Source organism: Rhodococcus sovatensis (genome assembly GCF_037327425.1).
GTDB lineage: Bacteria > Actinomycetota > Actinomycetes > Mycobacteriales > Mycobacteriaceae > Rhodococcoides > Rhodococcoides sovatense.
Genome location: NZ_CP147846.1, coordinates 460,149 through 485,772, shown reverse-complemented (window position 1 = coordinate 485,772; position 25,624 = coordinate 460,149). Strand labels below are relative to the sequence as shown.

The window sequence follows — 25,624 nt, the reverse complement described above, 5'->3', positions numbered from 1 at the left end:
CTCTCTCTTTCAGTTCAGAGCTCGCACACCGGTTGCAGTCGGATGGGATGCCAAGCTGCCCATCCGACTTCAATTCGGTTCAAAGCCTTCAGGTTTCGTCGGGATCCAGGGCGTCCTTGATCTTGCCCATGACCCCCTTCTCGGTGCCGAGTGCGGCCGAGGCGGGACCGCCTTTGGCTCCGTCGTAGGTAGCGTAGAGCTTCGGATCCGGTGCGGGAGCCGACGCTTTGCCGCCCAACGGTTGTGGATCGGCGAGGAAACCCATCTGCCGCTTGCCATCGGGGGCAAGGCGGTTTGCCCAACCGCCTGTAGCAGAGAATTCTCCATCGGAGAGGTGCCACAGGTCGGTGGCGTGCTCCGACGCTTCTTCGTCGAGCAGCGCGTCCGGCGCGACGACGTCCTCCAGGCCATCCGCTTGCAGCTCTTCGATCGCAGCGAGCCATAGATTTTGATGGTGAGTGTCCCGGGCAAGATTGAACTTCAGCATCGCTTTGACGCCTGGGTCGTCAGTCATGTTGTACAACCGCGCCGTCTGCAGACGGCCCTGGGCTTCGGCGGCGACATTGGCTCGGAAGTCGGCGAGGAGGTTGCCGCTGGCGACAATGTATCGGCCGTTCCATGGCACCCCGTTCGAGTCCTGCGGCATCGCACCCCCACCGGCGACGATCGCCTGCTGCGGATCCATACCGCCCATGACCGCCGCAACGACTGGGTCTGCAGCAGCATTCTTGGTCGATTCGGTCGCCGGTGCGCCCTCGAGCAGACGCGCGACCATCGTGGCAAGCATCTCGACGTGCCCGATCTCCTCGGTGGCGATGTCCATGATCAGGTCTTTGTACTTACCTTCCATACACAGTTCCACCCTTGGAACAGATATTGCATGGTCACCGTCATCTCGCCGTAGGCACCGCCGATAAGCTCTTGAAGCTTGTGGGCATACACCGGATCCGGCTTCTCCGGCTTGGCATCGAATTGCAGGTAGTCGGTATGACGGAACATCTGGATCTCCTTCGAAATTGCGAGACAACTGTTTTCTGCGGCGGACTATGCGTTGGTACCCGGCCGATTTCGATGCAAACGGCTGACGAAAGAACAAATCTGTCCACGCCCAGTTACGCGAAGCTTCATTTGGCTCGTTGTCGGCGTCATCGGCGAATCGCCAAACCGGATGTGCAGATCTGGGCATTGGTCAGTGCGCGCTCGACATCGGTGCAGCTATCGATTGCGCGCAGAAGTGCTGCTACGGCGGTCGCTACCGCGACGTGCTCCTCACCGACGAAGGGCCCGTCGACAACAGTCAGCCGACCGGACGACAGACTCGCGAGGTATCGACGAGCCAACGCGTCCCCCACTCGAGCCAACGCTCGTACGTCCTGGACCAAGAGACCGAGAGCCACGTAATCGAGCGCTGGGTCGTCCGGGGCGTCGCGTCTGAGTAAACAGTCAGCAGCGGTGTGCAGGTTCGCTTTCGAGTCGGAGAGTAGCGGTCCGACCTGCGGGCGCGCGGACCCCCCGTACTCGTGCGGTGGGCGCCGAAAGACACTCATCGCGGGCTCAGCTCGAGATCCAGATGCGCCGGCGGGCTACCGCCGTCATGCGCGTGACCATGACCGTGCTCAGACCGAGCACAGCGTATTCGGTTTTCGGTCGACGTTCCAAGATTTCAACGACCCTGCGGTAGAACATTCGTCCGTTCGTCTCGAAACTCGCTGCAATCTCTGCTTCGGGCCCTCCACCGGAATTGACCCAGCGAAGTGCAAACTCGATCACCGCGCGTTCCTCGCCGGCGACGAGAAGGTCATCGTCCTCGGTTCGTCGATTACCGGCATCGTACGTAGTCGTAGTCATGGCTTGTCCTCGTGTGCAATCCGGAGAGCTCCTACCGAACGGTGGATGACCGCAAATTTCGGAGATAAACAGCGGGGTGCGTCAAGCCGCACCGCGGAAAAAATTTTGCGGCGACCAGTTTATTCACACTTGGCATGGGCACTCGACTGCAATGTTCGAGTCGAACTTGTACACGCCGGAACAGCACAAGGTGCTCGACATTGTGATGTGGCACGTGCACGGGTCGTGGGCCACCTCCTTCGTTGCCGGGCAACATCGCTATTCGATTCCCGCTGTCCCCGAAAGGGGAGAGTGGGGACGTGGGTTGTGTGGGCGATCATGGCCGGCCGCGCGTGAAGTACCTTTCGACCGACTGTGCGAGCGCGAGATCGACGTGGTGATACTCCAGCGTCCGCGGGAACTCGAGCTTTTTCGCGCCTGGACCGGACGTGAACCTGGAGTGGATGTTCCGGCCGTTTACGTCGAACACAACACGCCGAGGCCGAGCGCCGCAGATACGCGTCATCCAATGGCAGACCGCGATGACATACCCATCGTCCACGTCACCGAGTTCAACCAACTGATGTGGGACAACGGGCGAGCGCCGACCTACCTCGTGCGGCACGGCATCCCAGATCCCGGGTACCGGTACACGGGGCGATCGGCACGCACCGCAACCATGATCAACGAACCGGTCCGACGCGGAAGAATTACCGGAACAGACCTGCTCGCGCCCTTGTCGAGGAAAGTACCGATCGACGTGTACGGCATGGGGACAGAATGCTTAGGCTCAGCCCTCGGCTCGACCCGCGTACACGGCTGCGGTGACCTACGCAGCGACGACGTGCTCGATGCCGTGGCCGCGCATCGTGTCTACGTTCACACGCCGCGATGGACATCGCTGGGACTGTCCTTGCTCGAAGCCATGCACATGGGAATGCCGGTGGTAGCGCTCGCGGTCACGGAGGCGCCGACCACTGTGCCTCCCGATGCCGGCGTGCTGTCCAACGATGTCGACGTACTGGCCGACGCAATAGAACGATTCACAGCAGATCCGGACGCAGCAGTGGCAGCCGGTATCAGGTCACGTGCCACCGCAGCCGAGCGCCACGGACTGCATCGGTTCTTGCAGGACTGGGACAACGTCCTGGCCGAGGTGATTCGGTGACCGAACAGCAACGGAAGGATCTTCGATGAAAATCGCACTCGTCTCGGAACACGCAAGCCCCCTCGCTGCGCTCGGTGGCGTCGATGCCGGGGGACAGAACGTGCACGTGGCCGAGCTTGCCCGTTCGTTGGCCGCTCTCGGCCACAGCATCACCGTCTACACCCGCCGCGATGACGCCGACGGGCCCGATACGGTGACTACCGAGGCAGGCTACCGCGTCACTCGTGTCGCCGCTGGGCCGGCGGAGCCGATACCCAAAGACGATCTGTTGCCCTACATGGACGAATTCCGAGAAGTTCTCGCTCAGGTGTGGCGCGAGGACCGCCCAGATGTAGTGCATGCCCATTTCTGGATGTCCGGGTTGGCCTCTCGGTCGGCAGCCAGAGCAGTGGGGCTGCCCTACGTCATCACTTTTCATGCTTTGGGCGAAGTCAAGAGGCGACACCAGGGATCCGCCGACACGAGCCCCCCGGATCGGATCGAGATCGAACGCGACTTGGCCTGCGGCGCTGCGCGTGTGGTGGCAACATGCTCGGACGAAGCATTCGAACTGACTCGGATGGGCGTAGAGCCTTCGCGAATCTCGGTTGTTCCATGCGGAGTCGACCTCGACACCTTCACGGCGAGCGGCCCGGCCTTCGCGCGATCAACCGAAGGTAGGTGTCGAGTTGTGACAGTCGGACGTATGGTGCGGCGGAAGGGCTTTGCGACGGTCATCGAGGCATTGCCGGATATGCCGGACGTCGAACTGGTACTGGTCGGCGGGCCCCAAGCGGGCAACTTCGATTCCGACCCCGAAGTCGAGCGACTGAGCAGTACGGCTCGACGGCTCGGTGTCCGGGACCGTGTGCGCATGATCGGTCAGGTTTCGCGAGCCGACATGCCCGCGCTGTTGAGGTCGGCCGACGTCGTCGTGTGCGCCCCTTGGTACGAGCCGTTCGGCATCGTGCCGCTCGAGGCGATGGCGTGCGGAATACCCGTAGTCGCTTCGGCGGTCGGTGGCCTCCTGGACACCGTCGTCGACGGCCGCACGGGAGCACTTGTACCGCCACGGGATTCAAGCAAAATAGCGAGTGCCGTGAACCGAATTTCGCGTGACGATCAGCTACGAAAAACCTACAGCATCAATGCACTCGAACGGTCGCTCAGGTACTCCTGGGACCGGATCGCCAAGGACACGGTCCGAGCCTACTCGCGCATCGATCGCACCGCGACGGACTCCAGCGTCGCAGGGACCCGCTGACTGCCGCTTTCCGATCGGCGATCGACTCAGCGGTCAACCGACGTACCGTCTCGCCTTCGACGTCGACTGAGGCGCTTCGAGCAGTACCAGTCCTTCCTCCACGTGAGGTGGGACCACCTGCCGATGACGGAGAACCCACGGTGCTGACCGAGCGGCTTCGACGACAGCGGACACTGTCTTCATGTCGCGGGGCGCGGAAGCGAGGACAGCGTGGGAGCGACGCACTGCACTTCGCACAGGTCTGCGTAGCCACAGTGTCCACAGCGTATTTCGAATTCCGAGCTGTCTGCGACGGGTCGCCTGCCTGCTCACCGACGGCTCATGGTGAATGACCATGGATTCTTCCCACACCATCCACCATCCGGCTGAGGCGAGGTCCAGTGCGAGAAGTTCCTCCTCTCCACCGAGCCACATCTTCTCGCAGAACCCGCCGACCTGGCGGAATGCTGCGACCCGAAACATCGACAGGCCCGCCATCACACCGAGGAGTGCAGGTCCCGGTAGCCACGTCGGCCGCGCGATCGGTGAGTCACGAAATTCGGGCGTGATGGGGTCTTCGACCAAGGACGGAGCGACCATGCACTTTCCGGTCACTGATCCGATGGACGGATAGTCCGACAATACTGTGGCTCCGATCGTCAGAGCACCCGGTTGCCAACGGGTGTCGTCATCGCAGAACGCGACGTACTCGGTATTCACGAGCTCCATCGCGCGATTACGTCCGATCGCCCCAAGGTTTGCGTCGAATTCCAGAAGCGTCACCGACGGAAACGTCATCCGAACCATGTCGGCCGTTCCGTCACCGGACCCGTTGTCAGCAACGATGATCGGCGCGGCGTCGGGTAGCTGGGTCATGTGTGTCAGCGTCCGACGCAATTCGTCGCAACGATTGTGAGTGATGATCACAACGGTCACGTCGTTGTCGCCTGCCGGCGGGCGTTGTGATGGAGATGTCACGACAGTGCTCCCTGCAGTAGTCGAAGCTTTCGTTCGATATCACGCGGAATGGTCTGCCTGGCTCGTACAGCCGCCGGCAGTAGTTTGACCGCACCGTAAAGTGCCGCGCGCGCCACGGGATCGGTCACCGCGCAGCGAACGAGTCTGATGCTCTCACTGCCGACGCGCGACAGCGGCCGTCTTATCCAGTTGGTGAGCAGCCGATTTCGCATCGCGGCGACGCGCCGCTGATACGGCGACGACCGCGAAAGCGACGGGTGATGGTGGCTTACGATGTCTCGGACGTAGCACAATTCCCATCCGTGCGCGGCGAGGTCGATCGCCAAAGATTCTTCCTCCCCGGCAAACCCGATCAACGGCGAGAACCCGCCGACTTGATCGAAAGCGGACTTCCGAACGATCGAACCACACGCCAGAAACCCGAGCACCGACGGCCCCGGAGCACCAGGCGCACGGCCCAACGGGCTACTTTCCATCATTGCGTTGACCGGATCTTCCCGCTCGTCGTGGCCTACGAGCGTGCGTGCCGCGATCAAGCCCACACGTGGATACTCCGAGAACACGTGCGCAGCGCGTTGCAGAGCGTTGTTCGCCCACCAAGAATCGTCGTCGCTGAAGGCCACGAAGGGAGTCGTCGCGGCCGCCACACCCACGTTCCTCGACGCGCCGCCTCCGTTCCGGTCCAGTCTGATCGACGTCAGCCCGCCGTACTCACGCGCCATGCGGTCCACGACGACGGCAGTGTTGTCCGTCGAGGCATTGTCCACCACGACGACCGGCGGACGAGGCTCGAGTGCGACCAAATGAGTAAGCGTGGTCAGCAATTCTTCTGCTCGATCACGCGTAACGATGACAACGGTGGTGGCGTCGGACATTGATGAGCACTACCCGGCAAGCTTCCCGACAATCACAATTTCACAAACTTTGTTCACTGCGTTTACACCCGCATTTCGCGGGAATCTCTCGCCGGTGACCACATCACACATTCACAGAGCGCTCGTACTAGGCGGTTCAGGATTCATCGGATCGCATTTGTGCGAGTCGTTACTCGACTCCGGTACCTCGGTGATCTGCGTCGACAACTTTTCGACCGGCAACGCCGTGAACATTCAGTCGCTGCTGGAGGTAAAGGGCTTCCAACTTGTCGAGCACGACATCACGGAGCCGCTGCCGGACATCGGCATGGTCGACGCGATTTTTCACTTGGCATCGCCTGCGTCACCTGCCGACTATCACCGGCTTCCGATCGAAACACTCCGCGCGGGCTCGATCGGTACCGAACGTGCATTGGAGATCGCGTCGGCGAACAACGCCCGGTTCGTGTTGGCCTCGACGAGCGAGGTCTACGGCGACCCGCAGGTTCACCCTCAGCACGAAACGTACTTCGGCAATGTCAATCCGGTAGGCCCGCGCAGCGTTTACGACGAAGCCAAACGTTACGCCGAGGCTCTCACGTCGGCGTATCGCCGCAGCCGCTCGGTAAATACCGCAATCGCACGAATATTCAATACATACGGACCCCGTATGCGCGCCGAGGACGGCCGCATGATCCCTACTTTCATCGCCCAGAGTCTCGCAGGCGACAAGCTGACGGTGACAGGGACCGGTCAACAGACTCGGTCGATCTGCTTCGTCTCCGATACCGTCGCCGGCCTGATTGCACTGGCGCGTTCGAATGAGCCCGGACCGATCAACATCGGTAATCCGGTGGAGGCATCCGTTGCCGAATGGGCCGTTCGCGTAGCCGCAATCGCCGGATCCACTGCCGAGCTCGACTTCATCGACGCGGTGGAGGACGATCCTCGTCGGCGATGCCCTGACATATCGAGGGCACGTCTACGCCTCGGGTGGGAACCGCTCATCGGAATCGACGCGGGCCTACGGCGCACTGTCGACTGGTTCACACACCCGACCTCACCAGCGCCAACAAGTGTCGGATAACGGATTTCCCGTACATGTTTTTTCCAGAATTTGCCGGGTAGACCGCACCAGTCGGGTAGTCGCCCGGGCCGTTCGAGATCGGAGGCATCATGCGTGTTCTCGGCATCAACGCCGTCTTTCATGACTCGGCCGCAGCGCTCGTCGTCGATGGACACACAGTCGCAGCCGCAGAGGAAGAGCGATTCAGCAGGCGAAAGCACGCCAAGCGGCCGGTGCCGTTCTCGTCGTGGGAACTACCCGAAGAGGCAATAGCGTGGTGTCTGCGCCAAGGCGACCTGGATATCTCCGAAATCGATGCGGTCGCGTACTCCTACGATCCTGACTACGTCGATCCGGAATCGGCGGGCCTGGACGAGAACTGGGAATACCTACGCACCACATATGCGCGACGAGCGCCGTACTTCCTTCGCGCAGCATTTTCGTCCTACGATCCCGCGAACTTTCGATACGTACGCCACCACATCGCGCATGCCGCCTCAGCAGGACTCGCGAGTCCCGGGGGCGACGGAGCTGTGCTGGTGCTGGACGGACGTGGTGAGCGAGGATCCATGCTCGCAGGCGAGTACCGACACGGCAAGCTCGATATCCTTGCCATGCAGGAGCTTCCACATTCACTCGGCTTCCTCTACGAGGAGCTGACCGAGCATCTCGGTTTCGCGCGGTCGAGTGACGAATACAAGGTCATGGCCATAGCGTCGTACGGCACTCCCCGCTATCTCGACGAGCTGCGAAAATTTGTTCGCACGACCGGCGACGGCGGGTTCCGCACCGATCGGTTCGACTGGAACAGGTTCGCACCCAGGCGAGCTCGCGGTGAAGGCTTCGAGCAAGAACATGCAGATCTGGCGTGCAGCGTGCAGGCAGTTCTGGAAGAGGTGCTACTCGAACTGTGCACATGGCTGGCCAACAAGACCGCCGCCCGCCACCTCACGCTCGCGGGCGGCACTGCACTCAATTGTGTCGCCAACACCCGGGTTCATTCCGACGGGCCGTTCGAGAGCTTATGGATACAACCCGCGTCCGGCGACTCGGGCACGGCGTTGGGTGCAGCACTGACCCTCGCTGCAGAAGCGGGCGACGAGATCATGCCGATGACCGGCGCCGCGCTGGGTCGATCGTGGTCCGACGACGACATCGAGGCCATCCTGCGCACTGCGCGCGTGCGATACACCAAGCCTGCAGACATCGGCACCGAGGCAGCCCGCATACTGGCCGAGAACGGGGTTATCGGCTGGTTTCAGGGCCGATCCGAGTTCGGTCCACGCGCACTGGGCAACCGGTCTCTGCTCGCGCATCCCGGTCACAAGTCGAACGTGGAGCGTCTCAACGACATCAAAGGCCGTGAACAGTTTCGCCCGGTCGCCCCCATGGTGCTCGAATCCCGCGCCTCGGAGATTTTTGCTCGAGGACCCATACCCAGTCCCTACATGCTGTTCGTGCACGATGTCGACCCGCAGTGGCGCGAGCGCCTCGGGGCAGTCACCCACGTCGACGGAACGGCCCGGATACAAACCATCGATCCGAAACGCGATGCACTGATGGCCTCTGTGTTGACCGAGTTCGACCGCCTCACCGGCACGCCGGTCGTCGTCAACACCAGCTTGAACACTGCCGGGCGGCCCATGGTCGACAGTCCACACGACGCACTCGAGCTGTTCGGTTCCGCACCCGTCGATGCCCTGGCAATCGGCTCGTTCCTGGTTTCACGCACATGAGCACCACATCGGAGAAGCGCCCCGTTCACCATGCCGCCGTGGATTACTCCGTCGTCGTTCCCACCATCGGCCGAGACAACCTCGGCCCCCTCGTGCTGTCGATCGTCGATTCGATCGGCCCCTCGCCCGTCGCAATAGTCGTGGTGGACGATCGGCGGGCGCCCGACACCCCGCTGAAGCTACCCCCGTCACGTGCGCCGATCGTCGTCGTACACAGCGGCGGCCGCGGACCTGCAGCAGCGCGAAATGCCGGTTGGCGCGTCTGCGAGTCGGAGTGGGTCGCGTTCATCGACGACGACGTCCGCCTACCAGCGGATTGGGCTGCGCGGCTGGCCCGCGACTTGGGTGGGCTTCCGCCGACCGTTGCGGCATCCCAGAGCCGCATCCGTGTTCCGGTGGACTCCTCTCGCCGTCTCACCGACGACGAACGCCGCACTGCCTCTCTCTCCCATGCGCAGTGGATCACCGCCGACATGGCATATCGGCGTGATGTTCTGCTCCGCGTCGGGGGATTCGACGAGCGGTTCCCCCGCGCCTATCGGGAGGACTCCGATCTCGCCGCACGAGTAATCGACTCTGGCTTCTCGATCGTGCACGGTGCACGTGTGACCGACCATCCGCCTGCCGCTGGATCATTCTTTGCGAGTGTGAGAGCTCAACGGGGGAACCGCGACAACGCGCTCATGCGACACAAGTTCGGCCCCGGCTGGCGCCGGCTCGTCGGCGAAGGGCCCGGCAGGCTGGCACAACACCTCTTCGCGACGGGAGCCGCGCTGACGACTGCTCTGGCATTCGCTACCGGACATCGGCGTACCGCTGCCGCGGCAGCTTTTCTGTGGCTTGGCTCGACCGTAGAGTTCGCCATCCGTCGTATCGTTCCCGGGCCGCGCACTCGGCGCGAAGTATCCTCCATGCTCGTCACCAGTACTCTCATTCCTCCTGTGGCCGTGGCGCACCGAGTCTGCGGAGAGATCGCAATTCGGCGATCTGCGCCGACGGAGATCGCTGCAGTCCTGTTCGATCGCGACGACACACTCATCGTCGACGTTCCCTATTTGGGTGACCCCGATGCAGTCGTTCCGATCGAGGGAGCACGGGAAGTGCTCGATTCCCTTCGTGCGCAGGGTATACGGGTAGGCGTGGTAAGCAATCAGTCCGGAGTTGCGAAGAAGTTGATCGATCTCGATCAACTGAAAGCCGTGAACGCTCGCGTCTGCGAACTGCTCGGGCCCTTCGACACGTTCCAGTTCTGTGTACACGACGCCGCCGACTCCTGCCGCTGCCGCAAACCCCTGCCCGGCATGATCTTGGATGCTGCAGCAGAACTCGGCGTCGCGCCTTCCCAGTGCCTCATGATCGGCGACGTAGGTGCGGACGTCGATGCGGCTGTATCGGCCGGCGCGCGCGCGGTTTTGGTGCCGACGGCCAGGACGCTGCCGGAGGAGGTAACCAATGCCCGCCGAGTGGCAGACGTCGCCTACTCACTCGTCGAAGCAGTCGACGTTGCCTGGGGACGGGTCCGATGAGCGCCAAGACCGCTCCGAAGGGCGGCAAGGTGCTGGTTGCACGACTGGACAGCATGGGCGACGTATTGCTCACAGGCCCCGCGATACGTGCGGTCGCCCGGTCATCTGCTTCTGTCACCGCGCTTGTCGGCCCGCGTGGCGTCGCCGCCGCCGAATTGTTGCCCGGCGTCGACAGAGTTCGCGTTCTCGACGCACCGTGGGTGAGTTTGTCCCCCGAGGCGCTCGATCCCGAGTCCGTGCGCCAATTCATCGACGATGTCAAAGGCGAGCAGTTCGATGCGGCACTGATATTCACGTCTTTTCACCAATCTCCACTGCCTCTTGCCTTGTTACTGCGCATGGCCGGAGTCCACTGGATCGGAGCCATCAGTGTCGATTACCCTGGCTCTCTCCTCGACGTGAGGCACACCGTCCCCGAGGACTTACCGGAGTCGGAGCGCGCTTTGTCCCTCGCCGAGGCCGCAGGCTTCACGCGTGACGATGCAGGATCGACTCTTGCAGTTCGCCATCCGTTGCCCACAGTGGATGCGATAGGCCTCGACCCCTTCGTCGTGTATCACCCCGGTGCTGCTGTGTCAGCCAGGATGCCGACAGCAGAACACAGCCGTGCCATCGTCGAATCTCTGGTGGCAGAGGAATTTACGGTGATAGTGACAGGCGGTGCGGACGAGCGTGCTTTGGCAGAGTACGTCGCCGACGGACGCGCTACGAATCTTGCCGGAACGTTGTCGTTGGCAGAACTCGCGTCGTTGTACGCCCGCGCGCAGGCCGTTGTTGTTCCCAACACCGGCCCGGCACACTTGGCAGCGGCCGTCGGCGTACCGACCGTCTCGCTGTTCGCGCCCGTCGTCCCAGCGGCGCGTTGGGCACCATATGGCACGCCCATGATCCTTCTGGGTGAACAGGACTCACCGTGCAGGGACACCCGAGCACGAGAATGCCCACTTCCCGGCCATCCCTGCCTGTCTTCGATCTCGCCATACGATGTCGTCGACGCCGTTCGAAGGCTGACTCGGCGCGGGTGTGAACCTTACGCGCGGTCGGAGATTCCGATTGCCACGACGATGGCGGGAGGACCAGCATGAGCGAGACGGTGAGAAGAACAGACGTCGACGATCATTTCGCGGCGCTGCGGACGGCCGCGGACAACGCACAGATTCATGCGGTGACGTTGGACCGGTGGGGCCGTCACCTCGCGGACGTATTCGATCGAGGCGGCCGATTGCTCGCATGCGGAAACGGTGGCAGCGCCGCCGAGGCGCAACATCTGACAGGGGAACTGGTCGGACGCTTCCGCCACGATCGGCACCCTCTGTCCGCCATCGCATTACATGCCGACACCTCGGCCGGTACTGCGATAGTCAACGACTACGGCGAAGAAGAGATGTTCGCCCGCCAGGTTCGAGCCCACGGACGTGCCGGAGACGTCCTGGTACTGCTGTCCACCAGCGGAACCAGTCGGAATGTTCTGGCGGCAGCCAAGGCTGCGCAAGAAATAGGAGTGGTGAGCTGGAGCTTGACCGGCCCGGCACCCAATCCGCTTGCGGAAACCTCTGATTCGGCGATTGCAGTCGAGGCACCAACGACCGCTACCGTTCAAGAGATACATCTAGCACTGGTACACGGACTGTGCATCTCACTCGACCGAGCTCTCGGAGTGCGGCTGTGACCCGGCCGCTGCTCGTCGTCGTCGGCGATGCACTGCTCGACGTGGACATCGACGGAACCGCGACTCGGCTCAGTCCTGAGGCGCCCGTACCTGTGGTGGACATAGCTCGTCAGTGGCAACGTCCAGGAGGCGCTGGGCTGGCTGCTCTCCTGGCGGCGCGCAGCGGCCATCCCACGGTGCTGATCACCGCATTGGGACACGACGATCCCGGAATCCGGCTGCGAGCTCTACTCGATGCCCACGTCGACGTCATCGACCTGCCATACCAGGGCGAGACCGCCTGTAAAACAAGGGTTCAAGCGTCAGGCCATCCTGTAGTGCGCCTAGATTCAGGGGGTGGGCACTTCGTCGACGGACCGCTGCCGTCGCGGGCGATCGAGGCAATCGACTCTGCAGGATCGATTTTGGTGTCGGACTACGGCCGCGGAGTAGCGGGATCAAAGGCGGTACGAACCGCCCTGTCCGCACGACGGCCGGATGTACCGCTGGTGTGGGATCCGCACCCCCGCGGCTCCGCTCCGATAGCCGGTACGACCGTCGTGACCCCCAACTCGGACGAAGCTGATCGCGAGGTCGGCAACGTAGTGCGTCCAGACGATCGCGGTGACGAATTGTGCACCAGGTGGGGCGCATTGGCTGCGGCCATCACTGTCGGCGTGCGCGGCGCGGTGCTCACCACAGCAGCGGGCGCCACGACCCACGTTGCTCCTGAATACTCCGGGACCGTCTCGCCGACTGGCGACACCTGCGGCGCAGGCGACTGTTTCGCAGCCGCCGCATCCGTAGCACTGCTCGAAGGCACGGACGTAGCCACTGCCATTCGACGAGCCGTCGATGCTGCGTCTTCCTTCGTTGCCGACGGCGGAGCAGTAGCCATCTCGACGTGCGAGGGCCCTGTCGTGTCGAACAGTCGCCCCGCACAGCCAGAGGTCACCCGCGACGGTTTCGAGTTGGCCGAGCATATCCGACGGACCGGCGGCCGAATCGTCGCGACCGGCGGGTGTTTCGATCTTCTCCATCGCGGGCACGTCAGCTTGCTTCGTCAAGCGCGGCTGCTCGGTGATGTCCTGATCGTGTGTCTCAATTCCGACGACTCGGTGGCTCGCGCGAAAGGCCCGAGCAGACCGCTGATCACCCAAGCAGACCGCGCCCGCGTTCTGTCGGAACTCAGTTCGGTCGATGCCGTAGTGATCTTCGACGAGGACACTCCCGAACAAGTACTCGCACGCCTTCGTCCCGACGTGTGGGTCAAGGGAGGCGACTACACCGACCGACCGATTCCGGAGTCGGACGTCGTGTCCTCAGGCGGCGGCAAGACCGTCGTTCTTCCCACCTTGCAGGGATATTCGACCACCGGCATCGTGGATGGCATCAACGCCACCCGAATGTCGATCCTGTAACTGCCCGAGATTGGAGCCAAGCAAATGACGTCCAACGACACGACCGACCTCGGAACCGTACTCGTCACCGGGGGTGCGTCAGGACTCGGTGCCGCAGCCGTGACTGCGATTGCCCGCGCCGGCGGCACGCCGCTGGTACTCGACCTTGCACGGCCGGCGACCGACGTACCGTTCTTACAAGTCGACCTCGCCGACTCGGTGGCGACCGAGGTTGCGGTGGAGCAGATCGTGTCGGAGAACGGCGGCACCTTGAACGGCGTGTTCACCGCTGCAGGCATCGACTCGTGCGGCCCACTCGACGGTGTGTCGAGAAAGGACTGGGAGCGCGTGGTCTTCGTAAACCTGCTCGGAACCGCTGCCGTGGTGCGAGCTGCTTTGCCGTATCTCAAGCAATCGCACGGCCGTATCGTCACCGTGGCTTCCACGTTGGGGATCAAAGCTGTCGGCGACGCGACTGCCTATTGTGCATCCAAGTTCGGAGTCGTCGGGTTCACCCGAGCACTGGCCGCGGAGACAGCCGGAGAACTAGGGGTGACCCTGTTGATTCCCGGGGGTATGCACTCCGCATTCTTCGACGCGCGAACAGAGCAGTACAAACCACCCGTCGATGCCAAGCTCAATCAGCCCGAGGATGTCGCGCAGACAGTGGTTTTCGCACTGTCGCAACCCTCGGGATGTGAAGTGCGCGAACTCGTGGTCGCTGCATCCACCGAGTCGTCCTGGCCCTGAGTGCCATGCAGCACGTTCTCGCGCTCCGCGCGTTGGGCCTCGGTGACTTCCTCACCGCAGTCCCCGCTCTACGCGGCCTTCGCGCCCATTTCCCCGATTCACATCTCACCCTGGCTACGACCTCATGGCTCGAGCCGTTGGTCCGATTGACCGGCGTCGCGGACGAGACACTACCCACCGGGGGGCTGACGGGAATCGATCCTGCGGTCCGTCCGGATGTGGCAATAAATCTGCACGGATGTGGCCCACACAGCATCGACGTACTGGTACAAACTGGATGCAAAACTTTACTGACACATGCGCATCCCGACAGGCCCGACATTCCCGGCTGCCCGTGGATCAACGACATGCACGAGACGGCACGCTGGTGCCGACTACTGGAATTTCACGGTATCGCCACCGATCCCGCCGACTTTCGGCTTCCGTGTCCGCGGACCCCTTCTTCGTCGCCGGGCGCGGTGGTCATACACCCGGGCGCAGCATCTCGGGCTCGCCAATGGCCTCCCGAACGGTACGCAGCGGTCGCTCGATCACTGCGCGAGTGTGGCCACACTGTGATCGTGACGGGCACCGAGGCCGAGTCGTCGCTCGTCAGCGCGGTTGTCGACGGAGCAGGTCTTCCTCACACCGCTGGGATGGCGGGCACGCTGACCCTTCTCGAACTCTGCTCCCTCGTCGCGGAGTCGTCGCTCGTCATTTGCGGAGACACCGGTGTCGCACATCTGGCGTCCGCATTCGAAGCACCGTCCATCGTGTTGTTCGGCCCCACGCCCCCTTCTCAGTGGGGCCCGCCTACAGGAGGTCCGCATCGAGTGTTGTGGTACGGAACCACCGGTGATCCGCATGGTGCGGAGCCGGATCCAGGGCTGCTGAGGATCGCGGTCGACGACGTAGTGAGCGCCGTAGCCCGACGCGGGGTGATCGTGTGAGCGAAGTGATCGGAGTTATCGGCGCTGGCTACGTCGGAGCGGCCACCGCTGCAGGATTCGCGCACCTCGGTTACTCGGTCGCGGTGGTGGATACCGACGCCGCCAAGGTGGACGGAATACTCTGCGGTAGATCAGGATTGACCGAACCCGGGCTCGACGACCTGATCGAGGCTGCGCACGAGAACTCGACAATCACGGCATCGACGAGTTACTCCGTGCTGACCGACGCGACGATCGTGTTCGTCTGTGTGCCGACGCCGATGCGGTCGGACGGTGCTGCGGACTTGACGTTCATCGACACTGCGCTCAGTGGAGTAGAGCCGTACCTCGAGCCCGACGACGTGGTGGTGCTCAAATCGACGGTACCGGTAGGCACGGGAGACGCGGTTGCCGAAAGACTCGGATCAGCCGGTGTTCACGTCGTCAACAATCCCGAGTTTCTTCGTGAAGGGCACACGGTCGAGGACTTCCTGGCACCCGACAGAGTGGTAGTCGGAGGTGATCCTGCGGCTATCAAGCGAGTCACAGCGCTCTATCGCTCACTGCATTCCCCCATTGTCGAGGTCGATCGCGCCAGCGCCGAACTGGCCAAGTACGCGTGCAATTCGTTTCTTGCGCTGAAGTTGTCGTTCGTCGACGAGTTGGCCACCCTCGCGGAACGCGTCGGCGCCGACATCACAGAGGTGACCGACGTCATGGCGCATGACGACAGGATCGGATCCCACTTCCTCAGCCCGGGGCCCGGCTGGGGCGGTTCGTGCTTCCCGAAAGACACCCGTGCTCTTATCAGCACTGCGACTTCGGTAGAACGACCGATGCGAACGCTGGCTGCGGCAGTAGACGCAAACGAGGCTCAGACACAGCGAATAGCGGCGCTCATCGCCGACCGACTCGACGAGCCCGACGCTGCCGTCACGCTTCTAGGTCTGACGTTCAAAGCCGGCACCGCCGATCTCCGTGAATCGCCGGCACTCGACATCGCACTGACGTTGTCCAAGCAGGGCGTGCGTGTGTTCGCGCACGACCCGACCATCACGAGCGCCGAGTCGCTCGTCGCTCGGATGCCCTTGGAGAATCCGGCCGATCCGAGTCAGCCGACACTGCCGGTGATACTGGCCGATCCGTACGCTCTCGATGTCGACACACGGGTCATTGCGATTGTCACTGAATGGAACGACTATCGTTCGCTGCAGTGGTCACTGGTCGCGGCCCGATGCCCTCATGCCGTGGTCATCGACACCAGGGGTATTGTCGATGCTGCGCTCGTGCGTAGCGCCGGCCTTCAACTGTACCGCATCGGAATTGCCGAGGACTGGCTATAGCGGACAGGCCCCGGCTGGACTCTATTCGTCAATGACCGGGTGGCGACCAGTGAACCACCTTCATCACAGTCAATTCGTCGAGAAGCTCCGGGCCGAAACCGAACCCGCTACCACTGGCCCGACGCGGTTGCGAAGCGCCACCCGGGGCGCCACCGAAGACTGCGTTTATTTTGACCGTACCGACGGGCAATGCGCGCCACGCTTCTTGCGCGTGCTCCATGTCGGTCGTCAATACCGTTGCAGCGAGCCCGTATTCGTCGTCGGAAGCTTCGGAAATTGCCGTGGCGAAATCGGGGACCACCTGTACGGGTGCGACGGGCCCGAAAGTTTCCTCGCGCATTACAGACATAGCGCGAGTGCAGTCGGCCAACACCGTCGGCGGGTAGAAGGTGCCCGGACCATCGCCGATGACACCACCCGACAGAACACGCGCACCGCCCTGTATCGCATCGGAAACCTGACGGTGAACAGCGTCTCGCGCCCGCTCGTCGACGACCGGTCCGATCTGCGTGGCCCATTTTCCCGCTTCCTCGGTAAGACTTGTCAAGAATTCGTCGGCGACGGATTTCACGACGTAGATACGTTCGACGGACACACAAATTTGACCTGCGTTGGCGAACGCGCCGAGCGCGGCCTGCTGTGCAGCCCAACGTACGTCGACACCGTCGTCCACCACGAGGGCATCGTTGCCGCCATTCTCGAGCAGAGCCTTGGCGCCACGAGACGCGCACGCCTGCGCTATGGCCAGGCCGGCAGATGTACTACCGACGTGCGCGACCACGTCGACTTCCGTCGACTCCGCAAGCCGACTACCTACCGAAGCGTCGCCGTCGAGTATCTCGAGTACACCGGCCGGTAGATTCTGCGCGAGCAGCTCAGCAAACGCGCGCCCCGTGCGCGGGCAGCGTTCACTCGGCTTGTGCACAACCGTGTTACCGGCCACAAGAGCTGCTCCGAGCAGCCCGGCGGCAACTGCGACGGGGTCGTTCCACGGCGTGATGACCGCAACGACTCCGCGCGGTTCGGGAACCATCAGGTCCGTCGAGGACCACGCACCGTGCAGGCTCCGTCCCCGGTGCAGTGGCCCGAGCTCGGCGTACTGAATAAGTGTGTTGATCGCCGCGTCGACGCCGCCCAGTGCGTCATCGCGCAATTTGCCGGTCTCACGTTCATTCAACTCGGCAAGTTGGTGCGCAGCATCGCGGACAGCGTCGGCGCCTGCACGTAACGCGGCAGCGCGCTCGGCCGCAGACGTACGAGACCACCCCGTTGCTGACGCGCGTACGCGCGAGAGAGCTCTACTGCATTCGGCAGTGTCGGCAACCGGCACTCGCGTGACGGTATCGCCCGTTCGAGGATCAACGATCTGAAGTTGCGAAGTATGCACGAGCAATGTGTTACCCGGACAAAAATGGATAACACATTGGATTGTCAGTCGGTATCTCCGGCTTCGGCCACAACAGCGATTGGTTCCCCTCCCAACACGCGCAACGAGACCTCCGTGACGGACGAACCGGTACGGAAAGAAATGCCGTGCAACATATCCGTAGCTACGTCGACGGTGAGACCGTGTCGTTCGGCTACGACACCCGCCGCTTGTTCGACGGACGCCACCGATTCGGTTCGCGCGCGAACCTCCGTCGACAAACGCGCTCGTGTGGGCTCATCCGCCGCGAGCGAGAGTGCAACTCCGACGAGATCCCCGAGCACTTGAATACCCATGGTGTCTCGTTCGACGTTCTCGTTGATCCATGGGAGGGACGTACCGACAACGACGGCACCGACGGCTTCCGCACCCTGCCTGATCGGGAACGCTCGGATTCCGGAAATGCCATGTGCAGCAGCATCGAAGCCAACTCCTCCCATCGGCTCGATGGATTCCCGGCGTCGTCGACGACCACAACGGCGTTGTGCCGAATGCTCGCTGCAGCCGGTTCGAGAAACACCCGATCTGGTAGGTGCTCCCCATGCGCAGTCGCTGTAACGCCGGGTGTCCGGGAGCCCCCGACGATCGAACCGAGCAGGACGATTGCGGCGCAGGAACCTGATGCCACAGCGCTAGCCTGGGCGGCAGCGGCCCTGCAGATGGCATCGAGACTGTCCGCTTCCACGACCATTCGGCTCACAACAGCCAAGCGGGTCGAGGTCGGCGCGAGAGCGCTTTCGGTCATTGCATCCTCCTGGCCGTCGTGCCGAAATGGTGGAAAAAGATCGGTTTCATCTACTCATGCACCATTCTCGTCGTTGTCTGCGCTGTCGTTGCCACTGTCTGCGCTGGTACCGGTGGGCCGAAAGACCAACCGGCGGGCGACGACGTCGTCGGCTACGTCGCTGAGCGTTCGATGGTCCGAATACGCGCGTGAGCGCATCGTCGCCATGGCGTCGTCGATCGATATGTTCAGTTGTACTGACACCACGCCCGCCGCATGATTGACCTGGGGGCGTGAGAGATCCGAGTTCCAGATTCGGCCGTCATCCTCACGGCCCGGAGGGCTGCCGTCGATGACTGCGTAGTCCGCCAACAGCAGACGCGCAATGGTGTCGGCTCCCCGAACAGCGGCGGCGTGCTCGTCCGTGCTAAGGTCGCTGGCTGATTCTCGATACAACTCGAGAGAGCCGAACACGGTAGACCCACCGTTCAGAGGGAAGGCGAACACGCCGGTCGCGCCTATGGCCATCGCGTCCTCGGTGAAACCGAGCCACTTCTCGTGATACTGCTCCAACTTGAGATCGGGGCACAACACCGGGGTCCCGCTGTTGAAAGCGTCGAGACACGGACCGACGCCTGCGGTGAACTGGATGTCGTCGAGGTACTGCGCCAGAGCATTACTCACAAAGACCAGCTCACGCGCGCCGCCTGTTGACATCACTGCGATGGCCGCACCGTCGACACGCGCGCCCGAGGTCACCGCCAGAGCTGTACGGGCGAGGAAAAGCTGCGGCGACGTCCCGACCGCGCTGACGGCCGAGTCGTCACCCTGCCGTTCTCGATCGTCGCCGGACGCTGCGGGGGTCATCGTTATGCTTTCCTTCTGTCGCGATCGGTTCGCCTATGTCACCCGCGGGTTACGCGGACGAACCGGATATCGCTCCACGATATCGGCTGCATCACGCGGAACGCGACCACACGCCCATGAGCGGCCACTAGGCGTAGGCTCAGCAAGTAGTGGGGCGCGCAGTGGTCCAGAATTCGGCCATCCATCTGCGGCAGCACGGCGTTTGTATAGCAACAGTCGGTCGAACTCGACCCTCGACCGATCCGCCCAGCTCCTTCGAACACGATGTTGGGCGGGCTCACGATGGTCGAACACGAGAAGACTCCATCCCTGAGGTCTATCGATCCGGTGCTGGCAGCCCTGATCGACGACCGCCTCACCCTGACGATTCACGATGCTGACCACCTGATCGAACTGATGAGCCGCGCCGCCGATCTGGCCGTGGAATACATCTCGGGCGCCGACCATGCCGGTATCACCGTCGTCTTCCAGGGCAGCGATCCGCTCACGATCGCACCCACCGACGAGCGCGTCAAAGAGTTCGACGCTAGCCAGTACCGAATCGACGCCGGCCCGTGTCTGCGTGCCACCCGCACGGATCGCACCGTCGACATCGATATGGCCGAGATGACCCGGCTGTGGCCGGAGCTAGCGGCCGTCTCGAGGCTCTGTGGAATCTCACGGGTCCTGGCCGCGCCGGTCCACCGACATCGGCAGTCGGTGGGTTCGTTGAACATGTACACCGACGAGCGGACCACTGCGGTCATCTCAGCGGTGTCGCCGGTCCTGGCCATACTGCTCGAGCATCTCGATCGGGGAATGGACGACTACAGCGACAGTCTGGCTGCCCTCGAGCGCGTCAACGCTCTGCGCACAGCACTGGAGAACCGTGTCGTGATCGAGAACGCACTGGGAACCATCACCGAGTTGGCCGGGTGCACGCGCGACGAGGCGTCCGATCTCTTGAGCCGTAAGGCTCGGCAGGAGAACACGACGTTGCGCGTAGCGGCCGATCGAACCATCGCGGATCGTTCTCTTTGATGCGTTGACTTCGATTCGAACGACGCCTCACGGGTATCGCTGGAGAAATCCAACTCATAGGAGGTGTGTCGGTGAGCAACGACGTCGAGAAGCGGTGGAACGACCCGCAGGAAATGCGCCGAGCAACCATCTACGCCGGTTCCGTCATTATCGTCGCCGCCGTCGCCGCTACGGTCGCGGTGGTGCTGGGAAGCAGTCAGGCCGACGCATGTCGTGACGCAGCGTTCCGGATCTGCAAAGACCCAGAACGGTTGCTCATCGCGATAGCTCCCCCGACCATTTTGCTGCTCGGAGGCATCGGTGCGTTCGTCAACACCTATCGTGTGTGGAAGGCAGGCGGCGTTTGGCCGATCTGGCAGGGCGCAGGGTGGTTACTGTTCGCGCTGATGCTCGTCTACTTCACCATGTCCGGCAGCGTGCTCGCCAGCTGATCAGTGGTTGCGTAACACGTCGATCAGGTCGTCCTTATTCAACTTCGAATAGCCCTCGACACCGAGCTCCTTTGCCCGGTCGGTGAGCTCATCGACAGTCCAGTCCTCGTACGACGGCGACTTTCCGCCCTTCTTCCCACGTTCTTCCGCCCCTCGTTTGCGACAGCGTTGGAGAGCGCGCAGCCTTCTCCTTCGAGTTGCCCTCCTCGCGTAGTTTCTCGTACAGGTCTTGATCTTTGAGTTGCGGCTGGTCGCCTACTTCTTCGTCGGCATCGTCTTTCCTTTGTCCAGGTCGGTGGCCGCTACCCAATCGGCATTGGGGACAAACCAGGGACCAGGTGATGGGCACGGCGCTACGTCCTTGCGCACCGCACAGGCGACGTTGCACCCCGACCTAGATGGGAAGTCGAGTACAATAGTTTCCGGTCGAGTCGGTGCCGCACATGGACAAGACGTGTGCCCGCTCGATAGGGATCGTCTTTGAAAGCGAGCGCCTCGACATGACAGACTCCGTTGCCTCGAGCACCACATCCACCGGCGACGTTTCCGACCTGGTCAGTGGTTACGCCGATGCGTTGGACACATTCAAAACCATGCTGCTCAAGGGCCGCGAACTGGCGCTGATTCTTCAAACGGTGTGTTCAGAGGTCAAGTCGACGGTGCCCGGTGCGGACATGGTGGGAATTACCGTCCTGGACCAGGACGGTCAGCACCCGTCGACCATGGCGTCGACCGACCCCCGGGCCAACGACGTCGACGCAGACCAATATCGCGCCGACCAGGGTCCGTGTCTCGAAGCGGCGAGAACTCGCCAGATGGTACGTGTCCGCGTCAGCGAAGCCGAAGTGCGGTGGCCGCGGTTCGCGTCGAACGTCTCCGACCTCGGTGTCGAGTCCTATCTGTCAGCGCCGCTCACGCTCGACGACGAGCACCTCGGAGCCATGAACATCTATGGCTACGAAGACCATGCATTCGACGACATCGACGAAGCCCTCGTCCGCTTGTTCGTCACCGCGGTCGAATCAGCCGTGTGGATATCACGGCGCGCCGCCTCTGCGCAACAGGAAGCGGACGGCTTGACGACCGCGATGAAGACCCGAGCAGGCATCGAACAGGCCAAGGGCATCATCATGGCGCTTCGCGGCTGCAGTTCCGAGGAGGCGTTCGATATCCTGGCTACGCAATCTCAGAACCGGAACGTCAGGGTATCGGAGATAGCCAAATCCCTGATCGAGTCCATGCCAGAGCACACGCAGCCCCGACGTCCCCAGGAGTAGCCTTCGACGTTCGAAGGGCATCGACAATGTCGGGCAATAGTGTGCAAAATCGACCCGCCACCGATATGGTCGAGGCAGCGCGGTGAAGCCCTGGCCCGCCAGTCGACCCACGACCAATTCTTCCTTCCGCTGAGCGGAGTGCTGTCGTGCACCGTCGACGCTGACTATTCCGACACCGGTAAGGATCAGTGACTATTGGCGATGAAAGATCAAGGCATGCTCAGACTGGACACGAATACCAGAATTCACGGTCCCGCAGTCGTTCTCACGGTTACCGGCGAGGTCGACCTCGCTACCGCATCGATACTGGCGAAAGACCTCGACACCGCGATGCGGAGTTCCCCTGCCGCTGTCGTAGTGGATTTGTCGGGCGTCGATTTTCTGGCGTCGGTCGGCATGAGCGTGTTGATTGCAACACGCGACAAGGCCCAAGGCGCAACCACATTGGCTGTAGTTGCAGTCGGACCGTTCACCCGCAGACCGATGGAACTCGTTGGACTCGACGCAGTAATCCCCATCTACTCCGACCTCGAGGCCGCACTCGCGTCGATCGACACAGCACGAGAGGACGTCACCCACCTGACGGACCTGATCCGACCGGGCATCGACGAGCCCGATAGACAAGAAGGCATCGCCTGAGAATTCTCGGTAAAGAACCGAAGATCCCCCTCTACCGAGACTCGGTGCAGGGGGATCTTCGGGTTGTGTCAGGACAGATCGAAGCGATCGTTGTTCGCGACCTTGACCCATGCTGCGATGAAATCGTCTACGAACTTCTTGCCGTTATCGGCCTGTGCATAGACCTCGGAGATCGCCCGCAGCTGCGAGTGCGATCCGAAGGTCAGGTCGATTGCACTTGCCGTCCACCGCTGTTCGCCGGTGGCCCTGGTCTTTCCGACGTAGGAACCGTCGTCGGACTTGGTCCATTCGGTGTCGGAATCGAGCAGGTTGACGAAGAAGTCGTTGGTCAACACACCCGGACGGTCGGTGAACACACCGTGCTTGCTGCCACCGTGGTTGGCACCGAGTGCGCGGAGCCCACCGACCAGTACTGCAGCCTCCGGCGCCGTTACGTCGAGCATGTACGCCCGATCGAGCCACAGAACCTCTTCCGGTGTCTCCTCGCCACTCTTGTAGAAGTTGCGGAAACCATCGGCGCGAGGCTCGAGGTAACTGAACGATTCGACGTCGGTGTTCTCCTGCGTCGCATCGGTCCGACCGGGGGCGAACGGAACGGTGACATCGTGCCCGGCGTCCTTCGCAGCCTTCTCGATCGCTGCTGCTCCGGCCAACACGATGAGGTCCGCGAGCGAAACCTGGTGTCCGTCTGCGCCGTTGAAATCGTGCTGGATTTGCTCGAGCTTCGGCAGCACCTCGGCGAGGACGGCAGGCTCGGATGCCTCCCAGTCCTTCTGCGGCTCCAATCGGATGCGCGCACCGTTGGCGCCACCGCGGAAGTCGGTCTTGCGGAACGTACTCGCCGACGACCATGCGACTGAAATCAGCTGCTGGACCGTCAATCCGGAGTCGAGAATCTTCGACTTCAGCGACGCGATGTCGGCGTCGTCGATCGGTGCGGCTGTGTGAGCCGGAACAGGATCCTGCCACAGCTGCTCCTCGGGAACCCACGGTCCGAGGTACCGCGAGATGGGACCGAGGTCGCGGTGGAGAAGCTTGTACCAGGCCTTCGCAAATGCGTCGGAAAGCTCCTCGGGGTGATCGAGCCAGCGCCGGGTGATCTCGGCGTAGATCGGATCCTCACGCAACGAGATGTCGGTGACGAGCATGGTAGGTGCACGGCCCGGACCGCCGAAGGGGTCAGGGATCTCGCCTGCACCCGCACCGTCCTTGGCAACGAACTGCCAAGCGCCGGCTGGACTCTTCTGCAGCTCCCACTCGTAGCCGTACAGGTTTTCCAGGTAGCCGTTGCCCCACACCGTAGGGGTCTTGGTCCAGACGACCTCGAGCCCGCTGGTGACCTGGTCCTCGGCCTTGCCGCTGCCGTATCCGTTCTTCCAGCCGAGACCCTGCTGCTCGATCGGCGCGCCCTCGGGCTCTGGACCGATCTTGTCCGCGGGCCTGGCACCGTGCGTCTTACCGAAGCTGTGGCCACCGACGATGAGGGCTGCGGTCTCCTCGTCGTTCATAGCCATGCGGCCGAAGGTTTCGCGGATGTCGTGTGCGGCCTTGACGGGATCCGGCTCGCCTTCCGGGCCCTCAGGGTTGACATAGATCAGGCCCATCGTGGTAGCGCCGAGCGGCTTGGCGAGCTCGCGTTCGCCCGTGTAGCGCTTGTCGGTGCCGAGCCAGCTGTCCTCAGGACCGTAGAAGACCTCCTCGGGCTCCCAGATGTCCTCGCGACCGAACGCGAATCCGAACGTTTGGAATCCCATGGAATCGAGCGCGACATTGCCTGCAAAGACCAGCAGGTCGGCCCACGAAATCTTGTTGCCATGCTTCTGCTTGACCGGCCACAAGAGACGTCGCGCCTTGTCGAGGTTGGCGTTGTCGGGCCAGCTGTTGAGCGGTGCGAAACGCTGCGCGCCCTGCCCGCCGCCGCCACGACCGTCGAACACGCGGTAGGTGCCTGCAGCATGCCAGCTCAGACGGATGAACAGACCACCATAGTTGCCGTAATCGGCGGGCCACCAATCCTTGGAATCGGTGAGCACTGCAGCGACGTCGGCTTTGAGCTCCTCGACGTTCAACTTGGCGAATTCTGCTTTGTAGTCGAACTTCTCGCCCAGCGGCGTCGACTTGGAGGTGTGCGCGTGCAGAATCGACAGGTCGATCTGGTTGGGCCACCAATCCTTGTTGGTCAGCGGTGCGCCGCTCTTGGGCTTCGGCGACTCGATGACCGGGTTTTCGCTCTCGCTGGTGCTGGCGGTCTCGGTGTCGGAGTGTGGTGGGCGGGCGTCGGAGGTCACGCGTGTTCCTTTCCGGTGGACTGAATTGGGCTGTGATCACGTGCTGTGACCAAATTCTTGGATGCACACTCAGGGCACGAACCCCAGTAGATGACCTCGGCCTCGTCGACCACGAAACCGTGATTGTGCGAGGGCGACAGACATGGGGCTTCCCCGACAGCGCAGTCGGCGTCGGCGATGAGACCGCAACTACGACAGACGATGTGGTGGTGATTGTCTCCCACACGCATCTCGTAGCGAGCAGCATGGCCTGCAGGCTGGATACGACGCACCAGGCCGACCGACGTCAAGGCGTCGAGCACGTCGTAGACGGCCTGACGTGACACAGCGGGCAGAACGGTGCGCGCGAAAGTGTAGATGGAGTCCGTGTGCGCATGCGGGTGGAGGTGGACAGCGTCCATCACCACGATGCGTGGCTGCGTGACGCGCAGGCCGGCGGCACGCAACCGCTGAGCATTGTCCGGTGCGATTGCCATGACTCAAACCCTAGACACAACCGTCGCGAAAAGCAGCCCCTTTCTGGAAC

The 25,624-nt window shown here is 62.6% G+C and carries 24 protein-coding genes and 2 pseudogenes; 15 read left to right on the top strand and 11 right to left on the bottom strand.

Going from position 1 to position 25,624, the window contains the following annotated elements:
- Nucleotides 1-88 precede the first annotated feature (88 nt).
- From WDS16_RS02260 to WDS16_RS02250, 3 genes and pseudogenes are all read right to left on the bottom strand, one after another.
- Nucleotides 89-999: pseudogene (locus tag WDS16_RS02260) on the bottom strand (manganese catalase family protein).
- A gap of 146 nt (nucleotides 1,000-1,145) precedes the next feature.
- A complete protein-coding gene (locus WDS16_RS02255; RefSeq protein ID WP_338890172.1) occupies nucleotides 1,146-1,547 on the bottom strand; it encodes a hypothetical protein in 402 nt (133 codons plus the stop codon).
- A gap of 7 nt (nucleotides 1,548-1,554) precedes the next feature.
- Nucleotides 1,555-1,848, bottom strand: a complete 294-nt coding sequence (locus WDS16_RS02250; protein WP_338890170.1) for a hypothetical protein — start codon at nucleotides 1,846-1,848, stop codon at nucleotides 1,555-1,557.
- Nucleotides 1,849-2,053: 205 nt separating this feature from the next.
- On the opposite strand from WDS16_RS02250, the gene WDS16_RS02245 reads away from it, so the two are divergent.
- On the top strand, nucleotides 2,054-2,995 hold the full coding sequence (locus WDS16_RS02245) for a glycosyltransferase (RefSeq protein ID WP_338893228.1): 942 nt from the start codon (nucleotides 2,054-2,056) through the stop codon (nucleotides 2,993-2,995).
- Between the two features lie 25 nt (nucleotides 2,996-3,020).
- Complete coding sequence (locus WDS16_RS02240; protein ID WP_338890169.1) at nucleotides 3,021-4,238, top strand: glycosyltransferase; 1,218 nt, start codon at nucleotides 3,021-3,023, stop codon at nucleotides 4,236-4,238.
- Between the two features lie 33 nt (nucleotides 4,239-4,271).
- Here the strand turns inward: WDS16_RS02240 and WDS16_RS02235 are convergent, their stop codons facing one another.
- Both WDS16_RS02235 and WDS16_RS02230 read right to left on the bottom strand, forming a co-directional pair.
- The gene (locus WDS16_RS02235; protein ID WP_338890168.1) at nucleotides 4,272-5,195 is read right to left on the bottom strand and encodes a glycosyltransferase family 2 protein; all 924 of its coding nucleotides are present in this window, start codon (nucleotides 5,193-5,195) and stop codon (nucleotides 4,272-4,274) included.
- Nucleotides 5,192-6,070 (bottom strand): glycosyltransferase family 2 protein, encoded by an 879-nt coding sequence (locus WDS16_RS02230; RefSeq protein WP_338890167.1) that lies wholly within the window; start codon nucleotides 6,068-6,070, stop codon nucleotides 5,192-5,194. The genes WDS16_RS02235 and WDS16_RS02230 overlap by 4 nt, the downstream gene beginning before the upstream one ends.
- 94 nt (nucleotides 6,071-6,164) lie before the next feature.
- On the opposite strand from WDS16_RS02230, the gene WDS16_RS02225 reads away from it, so the two are divergent.
- From WDS16_RS02225 to WDS16_RS02185, 9 genes are all read left to right on the top strand, one after another.
- A complete protein-coding gene (locus tag WDS16_RS02225) occupies nucleotides 6,165-7,136 on the top strand; it encodes an NAD-dependent epimerase/dehydratase family protein (RefSeq protein WP_338890166.1) in 972 nt (323 codons plus the stop codon).
- 89 nt (nucleotides 7,137-7,225) lie between these two features.
- Complete coding sequence (locus tag WDS16_RS02220) at nucleotides 7,226-8,851, top strand: carbamoyltransferase family protein (protein WP_338890164.1); 1,626 nt, start codon at nucleotides 7,226-7,228, stop codon at nucleotides 8,849-8,851.
- On the top strand, nucleotides 8,848-10,377 hold the full coding sequence (locus tag WDS16_RS02215) for an HAD-IIIA family hydrolase (protein WP_338890163.1): 1,530 nt from the start codon (nucleotides 8,848-8,850) through the stop codon (nucleotides 10,375-10,377). The genes WDS16_RS02220 and WDS16_RS02215 overlap by 4 nt, the downstream gene beginning before the upstream one ends.
- Nucleotides 10,374-11,462 (top strand): glycosyltransferase family 9 protein, encoded by a 1,089-nt coding sequence (locus WDS16_RS02210; protein WP_338890162.1) that lies wholly within the window; start codon nucleotides 10,374-10,376, stop codon nucleotides 11,460-11,462. Before WDS16_RS02215 ends, WDS16_RS02210 begins: the two co-directional genes overlap by 4 nt.
- A complete protein-coding gene (locus tag WDS16_RS02205; protein ID WP_338890160.1) occupies nucleotides 11,459-12,046 on the top strand; it encodes an SIS domain-containing protein in 588 nt (195 codons plus the stop codon). Before WDS16_RS02210 ends, WDS16_RS02205 begins: the two co-directional genes overlap by 4 nt.
- Nucleotides 12,043-13,446: a D-glycero-beta-D-manno-heptose 1-phosphate adenylyltransferase gene (gene rfaE2 / locus WDS16_RS02200; protein ID WP_338890159.1), complete on the top strand. Its 1,404-nt coding sequence runs from the start codon at nucleotides 12,043-12,045 to the stop codon at nucleotides 13,444-13,446. Before WDS16_RS02205 ends, rfaE2 begins: the two co-directional genes overlap by 4 nt.
- A gap of 24 nt (nucleotides 13,447-13,470) precedes the next feature.
- Nucleotides 13,471-14,175: an SDR family oxidoreductase gene (locus WDS16_RS02195; RefSeq protein ID WP_338890156.1), complete on the top strand. Its 705-nt coding sequence runs from the start codon at nucleotides 13,471-13,473 to the stop codon at nucleotides 14,173-14,175.
- 5 nt (nucleotides 14,176-14,180) lie between these two features.
- Nucleotides 14,181-15,104 (top strand): glycosyltransferase family 9 protein, encoded by a 924-nt coding sequence (locus tag WDS16_RS02190; RefSeq protein ID WP_338890155.1) that lies wholly within the window; start codon nucleotides 14,181-14,183, stop codon nucleotides 15,102-15,104.
- Nucleotides 15,101-16,426 (top strand): UDP-glucose/GDP-mannose dehydrogenase family protein, encoded by a 1,326-nt coding sequence (locus WDS16_RS02185; RefSeq protein WP_338890154.1) that lies wholly within the window; start codon nucleotides 15,101-15,103, stop codon nucleotides 16,424-16,426. The genes WDS16_RS02190 and WDS16_RS02185 overlap by 4 nt, the downstream gene beginning before the upstream one ends.
- Before the next feature lie 28 nt (nucleotides 16,427-16,454).
- Here the strand turns inward: WDS16_RS02185 and WDS16_RS02180 are convergent, their stop codons facing one another.
- The 3 genes from WDS16_RS02180 to WDS16_RS02170 all read right to left on the bottom strand — a co-directional run bounded on the left by WDS16_RS02180 (nucleotide 16,455) and on the right by WDS16_RS02170 (nucleotide 19,443).
- The gene (locus tag WDS16_RS02180; RefSeq protein ID WP_422395745.1) at nucleotides 16,455-17,813 is read right to left on the bottom strand and encodes an aldehyde dehydrogenase family protein; all 1,359 of its coding nucleotides are present in this window, start codon (nucleotides 17,811-17,813) and stop codon (nucleotides 16,455-16,457) included.
- A 44-nt stretch (nucleotides 17,814-17,857) separates the two neighbouring features.
- Nucleotides 17,858-18,292: an ANTAR domain-containing protein gene (locus WDS16_RS02175; RefSeq protein ID WP_338890150.1), complete on the bottom strand. Its 435-nt coding sequence runs from the start codon at nucleotides 18,290-18,292 to the stop codon at nucleotides 17,858-17,860.
- 359 nt (nucleotides 18,293-18,651) lie between these two features.
- Entirely contained in the window at nucleotides 18,652-19,443 is a 792-nt protein-coding gene (locus WDS16_RS02170) for an ANTAR domain-containing protein (RefSeq protein ID WP_338890148.1), read from the bottom strand.
- A gap of 282 nt (nucleotides 19,444-19,725) precedes the next feature.
- Here WDS16_RS02170 and WDS16_RS02165 point away from each other — a divergent pair, with 282 nt between their 5' ends.
- Both WDS16_RS02165 and WDS16_RS02160 read left to right on the top strand, forming a co-directional pair.
- Nucleotides 19,726-20,463: an ANTAR domain-containing protein gene (locus WDS16_RS02165; protein ID WP_338890146.1), complete on the top strand. Its 738-nt coding sequence runs from the start codon at nucleotides 19,726-19,728 to the stop codon at nucleotides 20,461-20,463.
- Nucleotides 20,464-20,534: 71 nt separating this feature from the next.
- Nucleotides 20,535-20,894, top strand: a complete 360-nt coding sequence (locus tag WDS16_RS02160; RefSeq protein WP_338890144.1) for a hypothetical protein — start codon at nucleotides 20,535-20,537, stop codon at nucleotides 20,892-20,894.
- On the opposite strand, the pseudogene WDS16_RS02155 reads toward WDS16_RS02160, so the two are convergent.
- Nucleotides 20,895-21,120 (bottom strand): annotated as a pseudogene (locus tag WDS16_RS02155) (DUF7218 family protein).
- 274 nt (nucleotides 21,121-21,394) lie between these two features.
- Between WDS16_RS02155 and WDS16_RS02150 the strand changes: the two are divergent.
- Together WDS16_RS02150 and WDS16_RS02145 are read left to right on the top strand one after the other, a co-directional pair.
- Entirely contained in the window at nucleotides 21,395-22,171 is a 777-nt protein-coding gene (locus tag WDS16_RS02150; RefSeq protein ID WP_338890142.1) for a GAF and ANTAR domain-containing protein, read from the top strand.
- A 216-nt stretch (nucleotides 22,172-22,387) separates the two neighbouring features.
- Nucleotides 22,388-22,810, top strand: coding sequence for an STAS domain-containing protein (locus tag WDS16_RS02145; RefSeq protein ID WP_338890140.1), 423 nt, complete (start codon nucleotides 22,388-22,390; stop codon nucleotides 22,808-22,810).
- A 68-nt stretch (nucleotides 22,811-22,878) separates the two neighbouring features.
- On the opposite strand, the gene katG is transcribed toward WDS16_RS02145, so the two are convergent.
- On the bottom strand, nucleotides 22,879-25,098 hold the full coding sequence (gene katG / locus WDS16_RS02140; RefSeq protein WP_338890139.1) for a catalase/peroxidase HPI: 2,220 nt from the start codon (nucleotides 25,096-25,098) through the stop codon (nucleotides 22,879-22,881).
- Nucleotides 25,095-25,574 carry a Fur family transcriptional regulator gene (locus WDS16_RS02135; protein ID WP_338890137.1) on the bottom strand — a complete coding sequence of 160 codons (480 nt, stop codon included), beginning with the start codon at nucleotides 25,572-25,574 and terminating at the stop codon, nucleotides 25,095-25,097. The genes katG and WDS16_RS02135 overlap by 4 nt, the downstream gene beginning before the upstream one ends.
- Between the last annotated feature and the right edge of the window lie 50 nt (nucleotides 25,575-25,624).